Genomic DNA, 14250 nt, shown 5'->3' with positions numbered 1-14250 from the left:
AAAACCGCGACTCACAGAATCATTCGCGTTTTGCATGCACGGACCCTATGCCATCCGTGGCCGACCTTCGGACTACCCGTGACGGGTCTCGCCATAGCCCGACCACGGAGCCGCCTCGCGGCTACTAGGGCGTGTCTGACAAATGTTTCGGGTGTTTCGGCTGAGACTTAGGCCATGTCACGGTTCCAGCTGCTCACCGATGCTCAATGGTCGTTGATTGAAGAGCTTCTTCCTGTTCGGACAGGTAAGAAGGGCAGGCCTTTTCGGGATGCCCGCCAGATGCTCGAGGGGATCATCTACCGGTACCGGTGCGGCATCGCCTGGCGCGACGTTCCCGAGGCGTTTGGGCCGTGGCAGACGATCTGGACCTGGCATCGAAGGATGAGCGCAGAGGGCACCTGGGATGCGGTGTTGGCGCGGTTGCTGGCTGCCGCCGACGAAGCCGGGATCATCGATTGGTCGGTGTCGGTGGATTCCACGATCGCCCGTGCTCATCAACATGCCACGAACATCACCCGTGACACAGGGGGCTGGGTCGAATTACACAAATCTGGCCAGCGAGCCGCCTGACCACGGCATTGGCCGCTCCCGCGGCGGACTGACCAGCAAGATCCATCACCTCGTCGACGGCCACGGACGACCGTTGGTCGTGCTCGTGGGCGCTGGCCAAGCCAACGACGGACCGGTTCTGGAGCATTTGCTCGCCCACCTGAAAGTCGAGCGCTGCGGTCGGGGGCGGCCACGCACGCGGCCTGATCGCCTGCGTGGCGACAAGGCCTATTCCAGCCGAGCGACTCGACAGCGGCTGCGACGACGAGGGATCGTCGCAGTCATTCCCGAACCGTCCGATCAGATCGGCCACCGCAAACGTCGTGGCACCCAAGGCGGGCGACCACCAGCCTTCGATGCCGAAGACTACAAGGGCCGCAACGTCATCGAACGCAACTTCAACGTCGTCAAGCAATGGCGCGGTCTGGCCACCCGCTACGACAAACTCGCCATCGTTTACCGCGGCGGAGCAGTCCTAAGGGCCATCACACTTTGGCTACCGCATTTATCAGACACGGCCTAGTTGTGCCCCAGGCGAGAGTCGAACTCGCAACTCAAGGATTTTAAGTCCTTCGCCTCTGCCGTTGGGCTACTGGGGCTCGACCGTGGAGTCTACGTCCTCGTCCTCCAACCAAGCTGCTCGCCTGTCCTAATCATATGGCAGTTGGCGCACCTCACCTCACACTTCTCGAGCTCAGCGAGCAACTTATTGCGGGTTCCTATCAATCTGGAAATTCTTCGGACTTCGGGTCCTCGCTCAATGTGATCGAATTCCAAGACTCGTATGTCTGCAATGCCGCAATCCACGCAGGGATGACTCTCCAAATATTGCCTGATCAACGCGCGCTGTTCAATGCGCTGTTTCGCGCGAGATGCGACGGCCCTTGCCTTATACAACTCCTTATGTCGTTCGTAATGGAGGCGCTGATACTCGCGTTCATCTTCCGGCTTGATGTAGGGCATGAGTTCTCCGAATCTAGTCTGGGCCCTTATATCTGGCGGTCCGCAGTGGCTCGAAATCTCGCGCTGTTGCCAGTGTTGCGCACGCCTATGACACCGAAAGCCCGAGTCCGTTCGGAATTCATAATCCCCACCGCCCCAGCATCGATCGCATTGTGCTGCCCGCACAGCTCCGACAAATCCCCAACGACACATTCAGCCGGTTCACAGCTCGTGCGTTTCCGTCGAAAGCAGCTGCGGCCGTGTACATGACCCCATTGTCACAGAGGGGTCCGACAAGAAGCCGCCACCAATGACCCAGAGCGGAACATCGTCAGGAAGTCGGCAACAACCGTCAATATTTCGTAGCGGACAACGCCACCCGCCCGATCGCGGCGCATCGTGGATCCATGACCAACACCATCAGACAGCTGCTCGACGGTGACAACACCTGCGGCGCAACGCACCTCCCGTGGCACGGAGGAGTTCGATGAACGACCTACTGGCCGTGCTCACCCTGCTCGGCACACCCGCACTGGCACTTTTCGCGGTCCGTTGCGCCATTCAACGACAGCACACCAGCTCACTCCACCGACGGGGCGAACGTCACCGACGGGCGCGGTAACCGCCACCGCGCACAACCCTCGTCGATGGCATCGTCGACCGCGGCCGCTATCGCCTTCAGCTCCGCCTTGTCCCCGTCGATCCAGATGCCCATCGGCCCGCCGGTCAGGCTGATCCGGGTCAGCGCCGACCCGCCACAGCGCAGCTGCGCAATCCGACCCAGCAGCACCTCGGCCGCCGCACCCCAGCCCAGTGGTCCGGAAGCCTCGACATCGCAATGCAAACCGATCACGTCCAGGCAGCCCCTCCCCTGCACCGCAGGGCATTCGCCGTCGACATGCACGTATGTGTCGTGGTGAGCGCACGCCATGAGCACGTCGACATGCTGCTCACACGACACCACGAACCGGGTCACGCCGAGATCCAGCGCCCCGACGATGGGTTCGTCGGTCGCACCGCAGCGCAGCACCAGCTGCGCCGGCCGCACCCCGCACTGACCTGCCAGGTCGAGTTCATCATCGCCACCGGCGTAGACCGTCACACCATGCGCCCGCACCCAGGCCGCGACCGACGGATCGGTCAGCACCATCGCGGGCAACCCGCACCCGGCCAGCGGTAACAAGCGCCTGATGGCCCGCATCGACACCGGCAGGCGATGCCGCCGGGGCGTCGCGGGCATGTCGATATCTGTCATCACACCGGTCTACGTGCGCCGGCTGCACAGTCCCTGTGCGGTTACGCAAACCCCACACAGCCAAGGGCGGCGCATGGAGACCGTAAAGAAGCCCGCGCCAGGTGTAAAAGAACCGTCAACGCCCAGGTCACACCCCCATCCGCGGGCATACGTTGGCATCCGCGGCCCCCACTTCCGGAGGCTGCGTCAACAAGCGCAGGAGAGCTGATTCCATCGTGACAACTGCCCTATCCACCGTCATCTACCTCACGCTGACGGTGGCGGTCTTCGCCTTGCTCGGCCTGGTGCAGCGATTGGTCGAACGGCTGTGAACTACGCCAACGCCATCGGCCTCGTGCTGGCGATCGCCATCGCCCTGTTCCTGGTCGCCGCCCTGCTCTTCCCCGAGAGGTTCTAGTGTCCACGACCACCGCGGGGATCCTGTTCCTCGTCGCACTCATCGTCGCGCTGGCGATCACGCATGTACCGCTCGGCGACTACATGTATCGGGTCTACAACAGCGACACGCACTCTCGGGTGGAGCGCGGCATCTACCGCCTGATCGGCGCCGACCCCAAGGGCGAGCAGACCTGGGGCGCCTACGCCCGCAGCGTGCTCGCCTTCTCGGCCGTCGGCATCACGTTCCTGTTCGTCCTGCAACTCCTGCAGGGCTCGCTGCCGCTGCACCTGAACGACCCCGGCACCGAGATGACACCGGCGCTGGCCTGGAACACCGCCGTCAGCTTCGTCACGAACACCAACTGGCAGGCCTACTCCGGGGAATCCACCCAGGGGCATCTGGTGCAGATGGCGGGTCTGGCCGTGCAAAACTTCGTCTCCGCGTCGGTGGGCATGGCGGTCGCCATCACCTTCGTGCGCGGTCTGGTCCGGCGCAGCACCAGCAACCTCGGCAACTTCTGGGTCGACCTGGTGCGCGGAAGTCTACGAATCCTGTTGCCGCTCTCGATCATCGGTGCCATCGTGCTGATCGCCGGTGGCGTCATCCAGAACTTCACCGTGCACGATCGGGTGATCAACACCCTCGCCGGCGGTCAGCAGACCATCCCCGGTGGCCCGGTCGCCAGCCAGGAGGTCATCAAGGAACTCGGCACCAACGGTGGGGGCTTCTACAACGCAAACTCATCGCATCCGTTCGAGAACCCGACCACCTGGACGAACTGGATCGAAAACCTGTTGCTCCTGTTGATCCCGTTCGCGCTTCCGCGCACCTTCGGCCGGATGGTCGGCAGCAAGAAGCAGGGGTACTCCATCGTCGCGGTCATGAGCATCATCGCGACGCTGAGCGTCAGCCTGCTGATGTTCTTCCAGCTGCAGGCGCACGGCACGGTGCCCACCGCGGTCGGCTCCGCGATGGAAGGTGTGGAACAGCGCTTCGGTGTCGCCAACTCGGCGGTCTTCGCCGCATCCACGACGCTCACCTCCACCGGCGCGGTCAACTCGTTCCACGACTCGTACACCAGCCTCGGCGGCATGGTCACGATGTTCAACATGCAACTCGGTGAGATCGCGCCCGGCGGCGTCGGCTCCGGTCTCTACGGCATGTTGATCCTGGCCATCATCACCGTCTTCATCGCCGGCCTGATGGTCGGGCGGACACCGGAATACCTCGGCAAGAAGATCACCCCACGTGAGATCAAGTTCGCCGCAGCCTATTTCCTCATCACGCCGTTGCTGGTGCTGACCGGCACCGCGCTGGCCATGGCCACACCCGGGCAGCGCGACGGCATGCTGAACACCGGGCCGCACGGGCTCTCGGAGGTGTTGTACGCCTTCACGTCGGCCTCGAACAACAATGGCTCCGCGTTCGCGGGCCTGTCGGTCAACACCGAGTGGTACAACACCGCGCTCGGTCTGGCGATGGTGTTCGGCCGGTTCCTGCCCATCATCCTGGTGCTGGCCTTGGCCGGATCGTTTGCCGCCCAAGCCAGAACGCCCGATTCGGTCGGCACGCTGCCCACCCACCGCCCGCAGTTCGTCGGGCTGGTCGTCGGCGTCACGATGATCCTGGTCGCTCTGACCTTCCTGCCCATGCTCGCGCTCGGGCCCCTCGCTGAAGGAATTCACTGATGTCCACCGCCACCATCAATCCGGCCGCCACACCGGCCCCGAAGGCAACGAAGAAGTCCGTGCAGGGTGGTCTGCTCGACCCCCGCATGCTGTGGAAATCGCTGCCGGACGCGCTGCGCAAGCTCGACCCGCGCACCCTGTGGCGCAACCCGGTCATGTTCATCGTCGAGATCGGTGCGGTATGGAGCACCGTCCTGGCCATCACCGACCCATCATGGTTCGCCTGGCTGATCGTCGGATGGCTCTGGCTGACAGTTGTTTTCGCCAACCTGGCCGAAGCAGTGGCCGAAGGCCGTGGCAAGGCGCAGGCCGACAGTCTGCGCAAGGCGAAGACCGACACCCTGGCGCGGCGACTCACCGCCTCCGGTGCCGAGGAACAGGTGGCCGCGCCCCTGCTCCAGCAGGGTGACGTCGTGGTGGTCGAGGCCGGGCAGACGATTCCCGGCGACGGTGACGTCATCGAGGGCATTGCCTCGGTGGATGAGTCGGCGATCACCGGCGAATCCGCGCCCGTCGTCCGCGAATCCGGCGGCGACCGGTCCGCGGTGACAGGGGGCACCACCGTGCTCAGCGACCGCATCGTCGTGAAGATCACCCAGAAACCCGGTGAGAGCTTCATCGACCGGATGATCGGCCTCGTCGAGGGCGCGAACCGGCAGAAGACCCCCAACGAGATCGCGCTGAACATCCTGCTGGCCTCGCTGAGCATCATCTTCGTCTTCGCCGTCGCCACGCTGCAGCCGCTGGCCATCTTCTCCAAGGCCAACAACCCCGGCGTCCCGGACTCGTTGTCCCTCAACGGCGACGGCATCACCGGCATCGTGATGGTCGCCCTGTTGGTCTGCCTGATCCCGACCACCATCGGTGCGCTGCTCTCCGCGATCGGCATCGCCGGGATGGACCGGTTGGTGCAACGCAATGTGCTGGCCATGTCGGGGCGGGCAGTCGAGGCCGCCGGCGACGTGAACACGCTGCTGCTGGACAAGACCGGCACCATCACGTTGGGCAACCGGCAGGCATCGGCATTCGTGCCGCTGTCCGGCGTCACCCCTGAGGCGCTGGCCGACGCGGCCCAACTGTCCAGCCTGGCCGACGAAACCCCCGAGGGCCGTTCCATCGTGGTGTTCGCCAAGCAGGAGTACGGGCTACGCGCCCGCACACCGGGCGAGCTCGACCACGCGATCTGGGTCGAATTCAGCGCTACCACACGGATGTCCGGTGTTGATGTCACCGGACACAAGCTGCGCAAGGGTGCATCCAGCTCGGTGGCCGAGTGGATTCGCGCCGAGGGCGGCACCGTGCCCGATGAGCTCGGCGAGATCGTCGAGGCCGTCTCCTCCGCCGGCGGTACACCGCTGGCCGTCGGTGAGGTCCGGGATGGCACCGCGTCGGTGTTGGGCGTCATCCACCTCAAGGATGTGGTGAAGCAGGGCATGCGGGAACGCTTCGACGAGATGCGCCGCATGGGTATTCGCACCGTCATGATCACCGGCGACAACCCGATGACCGCCAAGGCGATCGCGGACGAGGCCGGTGTGGACGACTTCCTGGCCGAAGCCACCCCCGAAGACAAGATGGCCCTGATCAAGAAGGAGCAGGCCGGCGGAAAGCTCGTCGCGATGACCGGCGACGGCACCAACGACGCACCCGCGTTGGCGCAGGCCGATGTCGGAGTGGCCATGAACACCGGGACCTCGGCGGCCAAAGAGGCCGGCAACATGGTGGATCTGGACTCCGACCCCACCAAGTTGATCGAGATCGTCGAGATCGGCAAGCAACTGCTGATCACCCGCGGGGCACTGACCACATTCTCGATCGCCAACGACATCGCGAAGTACTTCGCCATCATCCCGGCGCTGTTCGTCGCGCTGTTCCCCGGCCTGGACCTGCTGAACGTGATGCGGCTGCACAGCCCACAGTCGGCGATCCTGTCCGCGGTGATCTTCAACGCGCTGGTCATCATCGCGTTGATCCCGTTGTCGCTCAAGGGTGTGCGCTATACGCCGGCCAGTGCGTCGAAACTGTTGAGCCGCAACCTCTACATCTACGGCCTCGGCGGCATCATCGCACCGTTCATCGGCATCAAGCTGATCGACCTGATCGTCCAACTCTTCCCGGGAATGTGACATGAACTTCGCCAATACCCTCCGCCAGCACACCGCCGCGCTGCGCGCGCTGCTGGTGCTCACCCTGATCCTCGGCATCGCCTACCCGGTGTTCATCTGGCTGCTGGCCCAGCTGCCCGGCCTGAAGGACAAGGCCGACGGGTCGCTCATCGAGCTCAATGGAGCGCCGGTCGGCAGCAGCCTGATCGGGCAGCTCTACACCGACGCCGACGGGAGTCCGCTGCCGCAGTACTTCCAGTCCCGGCCGTCGGCGGCCGGGGACGGCTACGACCCGATGTCCAGCGGCGCATCCAACCTCGGTCCGGAGGACATCGTCGACACCGCCGATCGCACCAGCTTGCTGACCGATGTGTGCAGCCGCAGCGTGGCCGCCGGTGAACTCGACGGCGTCAGCGGGGCCCGGCCGTTCTGCACGGATTCCGGGGTGGGTGCCGTGCTGTCGGTGCTGGGTACTCGCGACGTCCGCGGCATCGTGGCCGACCCGACCCGGGTCATCAGCGTCAACGAGCTCTGCCCCGCGGCACCGTTCATCGCCAACTACGAAGGGGTGGCCGTGGAATGCGCCGAACCCGGCGCCGACTACGCGAGCGGCCAGATCGTCCCGATCCACGGTGACGTCCCCGTCGCGGCGGTGCCCGCCGACGCCGTCACCGCCAGCGGCAGCGGCCTGGACCCGCACATCTCGCCGGAGTACGCGGCCCTGCAGGTGAACCGGGTCGCGGCGGCCCGCGGTCTGACCCCCGCGCAGGTGCAGACCCTGGTCGCCGAGCACACCGACGGCCGCGCGCTGGGCTTCATGGGCGCACCGCGAGTCAACGTGTTGCAGCTCAACCTCGCACTCGACGGCCTAGGTGGATGATGGGCAGGTGACCGACCGACCGAAACGCGGGGAGCTGCGCATCTACCTGGGCGCGGCTCCCGGCGTCGGCAAAACCTTCGCCATGCTCGGCGAGGCCCACCGCCGGCTGGAACGGGGCACCGACCTGGTGGCCGCCGTCGTCGAGACCCACGGCCGGGCCAAGACGGCCGAGTTGCTCGAGGGCATCGAGATCGTCCCGCCGCGGTACATCGAGTACCGCGGCGCCAGGTTCCCCGAACTCGACGTCGACGCGGTGCTGGCCCGGCGCCCAGAGGTCGTGCTGGTCGACGAACTGGCGCACACCAACACCCCGGGCAGCGCGAACACGAAGCGCTGGCAGGACATCGAGCAGCTGCTGGCCGCGGGCATCACGGTGATCACCACCGTCAATGTCCAGCACCTGGAGAGCCTCAACGACGTGGTCGCGCAGATCACCGGAGTCGAGCAGCAGGAGAAGGTGCCCGATGAGGTGGTGCGCGCCGCCGACCAGGTCGAACTGGTCGACATCACGCCGGAGGCATTGCGGCGCAGACTCTCCCACGGCAACGTGTACTCCCCCGAGCGCATCGACGCCGCCCTGTCGAACTACTTCCGGCGCGGAAACCTGACCGCGCTGCGCGAACTGGCGTTGTTGTGGCTGGCCGATCAGGTCGACGCCGCGTTGGCAAAGTACCGCTCCGACAACCAGATCACCGCGACCTGGGAGGCCCGCGAGCGGGTCGTCGTCGCGGTCACCGGGGGCCGGGAATCCGAGACCCTGGTGCGCCGCGCCTCGCGGATCGCCTCGAAATCCAGTGCGGAACTGATGATCGTGCACGTGGTGCGCGGCGATGGGCTGGCCGGTGTCTCGGCACCGATGATGGGCAACGTGCGCGACCTCGCCGCCAGTCTCGGCGCGACGCTGCACACCGTCGTCGGCGACAACGTGCCGGCCGCACTGCTCGACTTCGCCCGCGATATGAACGCCACCCAACTCGTGGTCGGCACGTCACGCAGGTCCCGGTGGGCACGCATCTTCGACGAGGGTATCGGCGCGACCGTCGTGCAGAACTCGTCGAGCATCGATGTGCACATGGTCACCCACGACGAGGCGGGTCGCGGATCGGCGCGACGAACCCCCAAACCGTGGCAACGCTCGGCACTTTCGTGGCTGGCCGCGGTGCTGGTGCCGACCGCGCTGTGCGCGCTGACCGCGCTGCTGTTGGACCCGTACCTCGGCCTCAGCGGCGAGAGCGCGCTGTTCTTCATCGGCGTGCTCGCCGTCGCGCTGCTCGGCGGTATGGCGCCGGCGGCGCTGTCGGCGGTGCTCTCGGGCCTGCTGCTCAACTACTTCCTGGTCGAGCCGCGGTACACCTTCACCATCTCCGAACCGGACAGCGCGATCACCATCGCCGTGCTGGGCATGATCGCCGTTGCCGTGGCGGCCCTGGTCGACGGCGCGGCCAAACGCGCCCGCGAGGCCCGGCGGGCCTCCCAGGAGGCCGAATTGCTGGCGCACTTCGCGGGTTCGGTGCTGCGCGGCGCCGACCCGGCCGCCCTGCTGGAACGGGTGCGAGAGGTGTATTCCCAGGGCTCGGTAAGCCTGCTGCGCGAACACGCCGGGGATGCCGAGGTGGTCGCGTGTGCCGGCACGGACCCGTGTGTGACCGTCGACAGCGCCGACACCGCCATCGAAGCCGGCGATGACGAGTTCTGGCTGCTCCTTTCGGGGCGCCGGCTGGCCGCCCGCGACCGCCGGGTCCTCGGCGCCGTGGCCAGGCAGGCCGCCGGACTGGTGCGGCAGCGCGAACTGATCGAAGAGGCCGGCCAGGCCGAGGCGATCGCGCGGGCAGACGAACTGCGCCGCTCGCTGCTCTCGGCGGTCAGCCATGATCTGCGCACCCCGCTGGCAGCCGCCAAGGCCGCGGTGTCCAGTCTGCGCAGTGAGGATGTCGGCTTCTCCGCCGAGGACACCGCCGAACTGCTGGCCACCGTCGAGGAATCCGTCGACCAGTTGACCGCGCTGGTGGGCAATCTGCTGGACTCATCGAGGTTGGCGGCCGGAGTGGTGCGACCGGCGCTGCGCCGGGTGTACCTGGAAGAGGCGGTCCAGCGGGCGTTGCTGGGAATCAGCAGGCGGACAACGGAGTTGGTGGACAGGGTGAAGGTCGACGTCGGTGACGCGGTGGCGCTGGCCGACGCCGGACTGTTGGAGCGGGTGCTGGTCAACGTCATCGACAATGCGCTGCGCTACGCACCGGCCAGCCTGGTGCGGGTCAATGCGGGACGGGTGGGCGACCGGGTGCTGATCAATATCGTCGACGAGGGTCCGGGTATCCCGCGCGGCGCCGAGGAGCAGCTGTTCGCGCCGTTTCAGCGCCTCGGCGATCAGGACAACACCACCGGGGTCGGACTGGGCCTGTCGGTGGCCAGCGGCTTCGTCGCCGCCATGGGCGGGACGATCGCGGCCAATGACACCCCCGGCGGCGGGCTGACCGTCGTGATCGATCTGGCGGCACCGCAATGACAAGGGTCCTGGTGATCGACGACGAACCGCAGATCCTGCGCGCACTGCGGATCAACCTGTCGGTGCGCGGCTACGAGGTGACCACGGCGGCCACCGGCGCCGAGGCGCTGCGCGCGGCCGCCGATCACCGGCCCGATGTGGTGATCCTGGACCTCGGGCTGCCCGATATGTCCGGTATCGAGGTGCTGGCCGGGCTGCGCGGCTGGCTGACCGTGCCGGTGATCGTGCTCTCGGCGCGCACCGATTCCTCGGACAAGGTGGAGGCGCTCGACGCCGGCGCGGACGACTACGTCACCAAACCCTTCGGCATGGACGAGTTCCTGGCCCGCCTGCGGGCGGCGGTGCGGCGTGCCAGCAGCACGACCGAGGATGATCAGCCCGTCATCGAAACCTCGTCGTTCACCGTCGATCTGGCCGCCAAGAAGGTCACCAAGAGCGGCGTCGAGGTGCATCTGACCCCCACCGAGTGGGGCATGCTGGAGATGCTGGTGCGCCACCGCGGCAAGCTGGTGGGCCGTGAGGAACTGCTCAAGGAGGTGTGGGGCCCCTCCTACGCCAAGGAGACCCACTACCTGCGGGTGTACCTGGCGCAGCTGCGGCGCAAGCTCGAGGTCGATCCGTCGCACCCCAAGCATCTGATCACCGAAGCCGGGATGGGATACCGCTTCCAGGAGTAGCCCCGCGAGGGATGATGGACAGGTGAGCATCCTCGGCCGCAAACGCGCAGACCTGCGCATCTACCTGGGTGCGGCTCCCGGTGTGGGCAAGACCTATTCGATGCTCGGTGAGGCGCACCGCAGGTTGGAGCGCGGCACCGATGTGGTCGCCGCCGTGATCGACACGCACGGCCGCCGCAAGACCGCCCAGCAGCTCGCGGGCATCGAGGTGATCCCGCCGACCCACATCGAGCACGAGGGCATCCGATCCCCCGAAATCGACGTCGACGCGGTGCTGGCCCGGCGTCCCCAGGTCGTCCTGGTCGACGATCTGGCCCATACCAACACCCCGGGCAGCCGCAACGCCCATCGCTGGCAGGACGTGGACGACTTCCTCAACGCCGGTATCACGGTGATCACCACCGTCAACGTCCAGCACCTGGAAAGCCTCAACGACGTGGTCAGCCACATCACCGGCACCGCCCAGGCCGAACGCGTCCCCGACGAGTTCGTCCGCGCCGCCGACCAGATCGAACTGGTCGATATCACCCCGGAAGCGTTGCGGCGCAGGATGGCTCACGGCAACGTATACCCACCCGAACAGGCCGCGGCAGCGATGGACGACTATTTCCGGCCCGGCAACCTGACCGCACTGCGGCAACTGGCGCTGCTGTGGCTGGCCGATCAGGTCGACACCGCGCTGGCCAAGTACCGCACCGACAAGAACATCACCGACACCTGGGAGGCCCGCGAACGCGTGGTGGTCGCGGTGTCCGGTGGACCCGAGTCCGAGACCCTGGTGCGGCGTGCCTCGCGGATCGCGTCGCGGTCCGGCGCGGACCTCAAGGTGCTGCACGTCATTCAGGGCGACGGGCTGACCGCGATCCCACCGCAGCAGAAGAAGGTCGTGCGTGAGCTCGCGGCCAGTCTCGGCGCGACGATGCACACCGTCGTCGGCGATGACGTCGCCGCCACCCTGCTCGACTTCGCGCGCAGCAACAACGCCACCCAGGTGGTGCTCGGCACATCACGCCGGTCGCGGTGGGCCCGGATGTTCGACGAAGGTATCGGCGCGCAGGTCATCCAGCAGTCCGGCAATGTCGACGTGCACATGGTCACCCACCCCGAAGCGCACACCGGTATCTCGTGGTCGCGGCAGTCGACGGCGCGGCGGCGGGTCCTGTCATGGCTTGTCGCACTGGTCATTCCGGCGTCGATCTGTGCGTTGACGACCTGGCTGCCCGCCGGCCTGCTGGGCATCGGGGGGCAGAGCGCGCTGTTCTTCACCGGCGTGCTGGCGGTGGCGCTGCTCGGCGGCCTGGGTCCGGCCGTCCTGAGCGCGGTGATCTCGGGGCTGCTGCTCACCTACTTCCTGGTGAGTCCGGTGCACAGCTTCACGGTCTACGACTCCGACAGCGTCGTCACCGTGCTGGTGCTGCTGCTGGTCGCGGTGGCCGTCGCCGCACTGGTGGACCGGGCCGCCCGCCGCGCGGCCGAGGCGCGCCGCGCCGCGCAGGAGGCCGAGTTGCTCGCGCTGTTCGCCGACTCGGCGTTACGCGACGCCGACCTGACCCTGCTGCTCGACCGGCTCCGGGAGACGTACGCCCAACGCGCGGTGAGCATCCTGGCGGCCGAGGGCACGCTGTTGGCCTCCGCCGGTCAGGACCCGTGCGCCGACGTGGACGCCGCCGACACCGCGATCGAGGTCGGCGATCACGAGTTCTGGATGTTGATGGCGGGGCGCACCCTGACCGCCCGGGACCGGCGGGTGCTCGGCGCGGTCGCCGAACAGGCGGTGGCGATGCTCACCCAGCGGCACTGATTCAGTCGGCATAGTGGGCGGCGAAGGCTCCCGGCGTCATTCCGGTGACCCGGCGGAAGTCGCGGCTCAGATGGGCCTCGTCGGCGTAGCCGAGGTCGGCAGCCACCGCGGCGATCGTCGTCACCCCGGTGCGCAGCCGCCACGTCGCGTCCTGGATGCGGCGGCGGCGCACCAGCCACTTCGGCGTCAGGCCCACCCGGTGCCGGGTCAGCCGCTGCAGGAACCGCTCACCGATGGCGAAATGTGCGCAGACATCGGCGACGCGGTTCACCTCCGGGTTGTCCTCCACATAGGAGACCACCTCGTTGACCAGCAGGCCCTGCTCATCGACCGGCAGATAATGGCGCAGGAAGTCGTGATACCGGTCGACCGCGGCCGACTGGGCCTGCGGCGAAACGGGATCACCCGCCATGGCCGCCCGGATCTGCGCGGTCAGGGACTCGCCCACCGGCCCGAACAGATCGGCCAACTCGACATGGGAATCGGTCCACCGGGCCACCTCCCCGCCGGTGAGCAGGGCCCCGGCCGCCGGCTCGAACATCACTCCGGCCGCCCACCCGTCACCGCTCAGCGGGGTGCCGGACAAGCCCGTCGACGGACCGTAGAACCGGGCGTAGGCCCCGGTGACGACCAGCAGACAGACCGGGTACTGCAGCACCCGCTGGGTGTAGACCTCCCCGGTCGGCACCCGCCAGACCGGCATCCAGAACCGCCGGATCAACCCGGCGAATTCCGGACTCGCGGCCGGCCGTGACATGTGGATGGCGGCCCGGTGCGCCGGGTCGAGCAGGTGGGCGGGCTCGGCCGCGACGGAGTTGTCGGGTTTGTCCAATGCACCCACCGTCTCGCTGCCTATCGTCGGCTCATGACCGAGTCGAGTGTCGCAGAAACGTATGACGAACTGGCCGCGGGTATGGCCGCGGTGATCGCGAGCCTGCGCGCCGAAGAATGGGACAGGCCCAGCCCGTGTGAAGGCTGGACCGCACGCGATGTGCTCGCCCACCTGATCGACACCGAACGCGACTACCTGAGCGGGCACGGCCTTCCCCTGCCCGCACGGCCCGATCTGTTCGATCCGTGCGCGGCCTGGTCCGCACACGCCGACGCGGTGCGGGAATTGCTCGCCGATCCCGAGGTCCCCGCCCGCACCTTCGACGGCCACTTCGGCCCGACCACCATCGGGGACGCGCTGCTGCAGTTCTACGGGTTCGACCTGATCGCGCACCGCTGGGACCTCGCCGCGGTCACCGAGACGCCCTACCGTTTCACCGAACCGGAGCTGGACAGCCTGGAACGCAGCATCGCCGGCTGGGGTGAGGCGCTCTACATGGAAGGCATCTGCACACGCGCCGACGCCGGCGACGCCACCGACCGCCAGACCCGGGTGCTGGCCGCCCTCGGCCGCACCGGCTGAACCTTCTGGGTGGTTGCAACCGCATTGCAACGTGACGCAGATTACGGTTTGCCC

General features: G+C 67.1%; 11 protein-coding genes, 1 tRNA gene and 1 pseudogene. 10 read left to right on the top strand and 3 right to left on the bottom strand.

Going from position 1 to position 14250, the window contains the following annotated elements; genetic code table 11:
* The first annotated feature begins 174 nt into the window (after nucleotides 1-174).
* A protein-coding gene (locus EXE63_RS21660) for an IS5 family transposase (protein ID WP_372451606.1) occupies nucleotides 175-1072 on the top strand; the annotation gives its coding sequence in 2 pieces (ribosomal slippage) (nucleotides 175-558 and nucleotides 560-1072; 897 coding nt in all).
* Between the two features lie 3 nt (nucleotides 1073-1075).
* Here EXE63_RS21660 and EXE63_RS21655 read toward each other — a convergent pair.
* Together EXE63_RS21655 and EXE63_RS21650 are read right to left on the bottom strand one after the other, a co-directional pair.
* Nucleotides 1076-1148 (bottom strand) — tRNA-Leu (locus tag EXE63_RS21655).
* A 923-nt stretch (nucleotides 1149-2071) separates the two neighbouring features.
* Nucleotides 2072-2746, bottom strand: a complete 675-nt coding sequence (locus tag EXE63_RS21650) for a type III PLP-dependent enzyme domain-containing protein (RefSeq protein ID WP_168143638.1) — start codon at nucleotides 2744-2746, stop codon at nucleotides 2072-2074.
* A gap of 215 nt (nucleotides 2747-2961) precedes the next feature.
* Here EXE63_RS21650 and EXE63_RS33050 point away from each other — a divergent pair, with 215 nt between their 5' ends.
* The 8 genes and pseudogenes from EXE63_RS33050 to EXE63_RS21610 all read left to right on the top strand — a co-directional run.
* Complete coding sequence (locus tag EXE63_RS33050) at nucleotides 2962-3057, top strand: potassium-transporting ATPase (protein WP_168143637.1); 96 nt, start codon at nucleotides 2962-2964, stop codon at nucleotides 3055-3057.
* A complete protein-coding gene (locus EXE63_RS33045) occupies nucleotides 3054-3143 on the top strand; it encodes a potassium-transporting ATPase subunit F (protein ID WP_149447175.1) in 90 nt (29 codons plus the stop codon). The genes EXE63_RS33050 and EXE63_RS33045 overlap by 4 nt, the downstream gene beginning before the upstream one ends.
* Complete coding sequence (gene kdpA, locus EXE63_RS21635; RefSeq protein WP_168143636.1) at nucleotides 3143-4813, top strand: potassium-transporting ATPase subunit KdpA; 1671 nt, start codon at nucleotides 3143-3145, stop codon at nucleotides 4811-4813. Before EXE63_RS33045 ends, kdpA begins: the two co-directional genes overlap by 1 nt.
* On the top strand, nucleotides 4813-6939 hold the full coding sequence (kdpB, locus tag EXE63_RS21630) for a potassium-transporting ATPase subunit KdpB (protein ID WP_168143635.1): 2127 nt from the start codon (nucleotides 4813-4815) through the stop codon (nucleotides 6937-6939). The genes kdpA and kdpB overlap by 1 nt, the downstream gene beginning before the upstream one ends.
* A 1-nt stretch (nucleotide 6940) precedes the next feature.
* The gene (locus tag EXE63_RS21625) at nucleotides 6941-7798 is read left to right on the top strand and encodes a potassium-transporting ATPase subunit C (RefSeq protein ID WP_168143634.1); all 858 of its coding nucleotides are present in this window, start codon (nucleotides 6941-6943) and stop codon (nucleotides 7796-7798) included.
* The gene (locus EXE63_RS21620; RefSeq protein ID WP_168143633.1) at nucleotides 7791-10304 is read left to right on the top strand and encodes a DUF4118 domain-containing protein; all 2514 of its coding nucleotides are present in this window, start codon (nucleotides 7791-7793) and stop codon (nucleotides 10302-10304) included. The genes EXE63_RS21625 and EXE63_RS21620 overlap by 8 nt, the downstream gene beginning before the upstream one ends.
* Nucleotides 10301-10981, top strand: a complete 681-nt coding sequence (locus tag EXE63_RS21615) for a response regulator (RefSeq protein ID WP_168143632.1) — start codon at nucleotides 10301-10303, stop codon at nucleotides 10979-10981. Before EXE63_RS21620 ends, EXE63_RS21615 begins: the two co-directional genes overlap by 4 nt.
* Before the next feature lie 22 nt (nucleotides 10982-11003).
* Nucleotides 11004-12776 (top strand): annotated as a pseudogene (locus EXE63_RS21610) (sensor histidine kinase); the annotation flags it as partial.
* 7 nt (nucleotides 12777-12783) lie between these two features.
* On the opposite strand, the gene EXE63_RS21605 reads toward EXE63_RS21610, so the two are convergent.
* Nucleotides 12784-13623 (bottom strand): helix-turn-helix domain-containing protein, encoded by an 840-nt coding sequence (locus tag EXE63_RS21605; protein WP_234904211.1) that lies wholly within the window; start codon nucleotides 13621-13623, stop codon nucleotides 12784-12786.
* A gap of 24 nt (nucleotides 13624-13647) precedes the next feature.
* On the opposite strand from EXE63_RS21605, the gene EXE63_RS21600 reads away from it, so the two are divergent.
* Nucleotides 13648-14196, top strand: a complete 549-nt coding sequence (locus tag EXE63_RS21600) for a maleylpyruvate isomerase family mycothiol-dependent enzyme (protein ID WP_168143630.1) — start codon at nucleotides 13648-13650, stop codon at nucleotides 14194-14196.
* The last annotated feature ends 54 nt before the right edge of the window (nucleotides 14197-14250 follow it).

It is taken from the genome of Mycolicibacterium frederiksbergense, from assembly GCF_012223425.1.
Taxonomy (GTDB): domain Bacteria; phylum Actinomycetota; class Actinomycetes; order Mycobacteriales; family Mycobacteriaceae; genus Mycobacterium; species Mycobacterium frederiksbergense.
Note: the sequence above shows the minus strand (reverse complement) of the source record. Positions and strands in the feature narration are given on the sequence as shown.

What these genes read in the sequence shown, in the direction of transcription:
- EXE63_RS21650 (WP_168143638.1), bottom strand. Translation starts at nt 2,746, where the DNA reads ATGACAGATATCGACATGCCCGCGACGCCCCGGCGGCATCGCCTGCCG.
- kdpB (WP_168143635.1), top strand. Translation starts at nt 4,813, where the DNA reads ATGTCCACCGCCACCATCAATCCGGCCGCCACACCGGCCCCGAAGGCA.
- EXE63_RS21625 (WP_168143634.1), top strand. Translation starts at nt 6,941, where the DNA reads ATGAACTTCGCCAATACCCTCCGCCAGCACACCGCCGCGCTGCGCGCG.
- EXE63_RS21615 (WP_168143632.1), top strand. Translation starts at nt 10,301, where the DNA reads ATGACAAGGGTCCTGGTGATCGACGACGAACCGCAGATCCTGCGCGCA.
- EXE63_RS21600 (WP_168143630.1), top strand. Translation starts at nt 13,648, where the DNA reads ATGACCGAGTCGAGTGTCGCAGAAACGTATGACGAACTGGCCGCGGGT.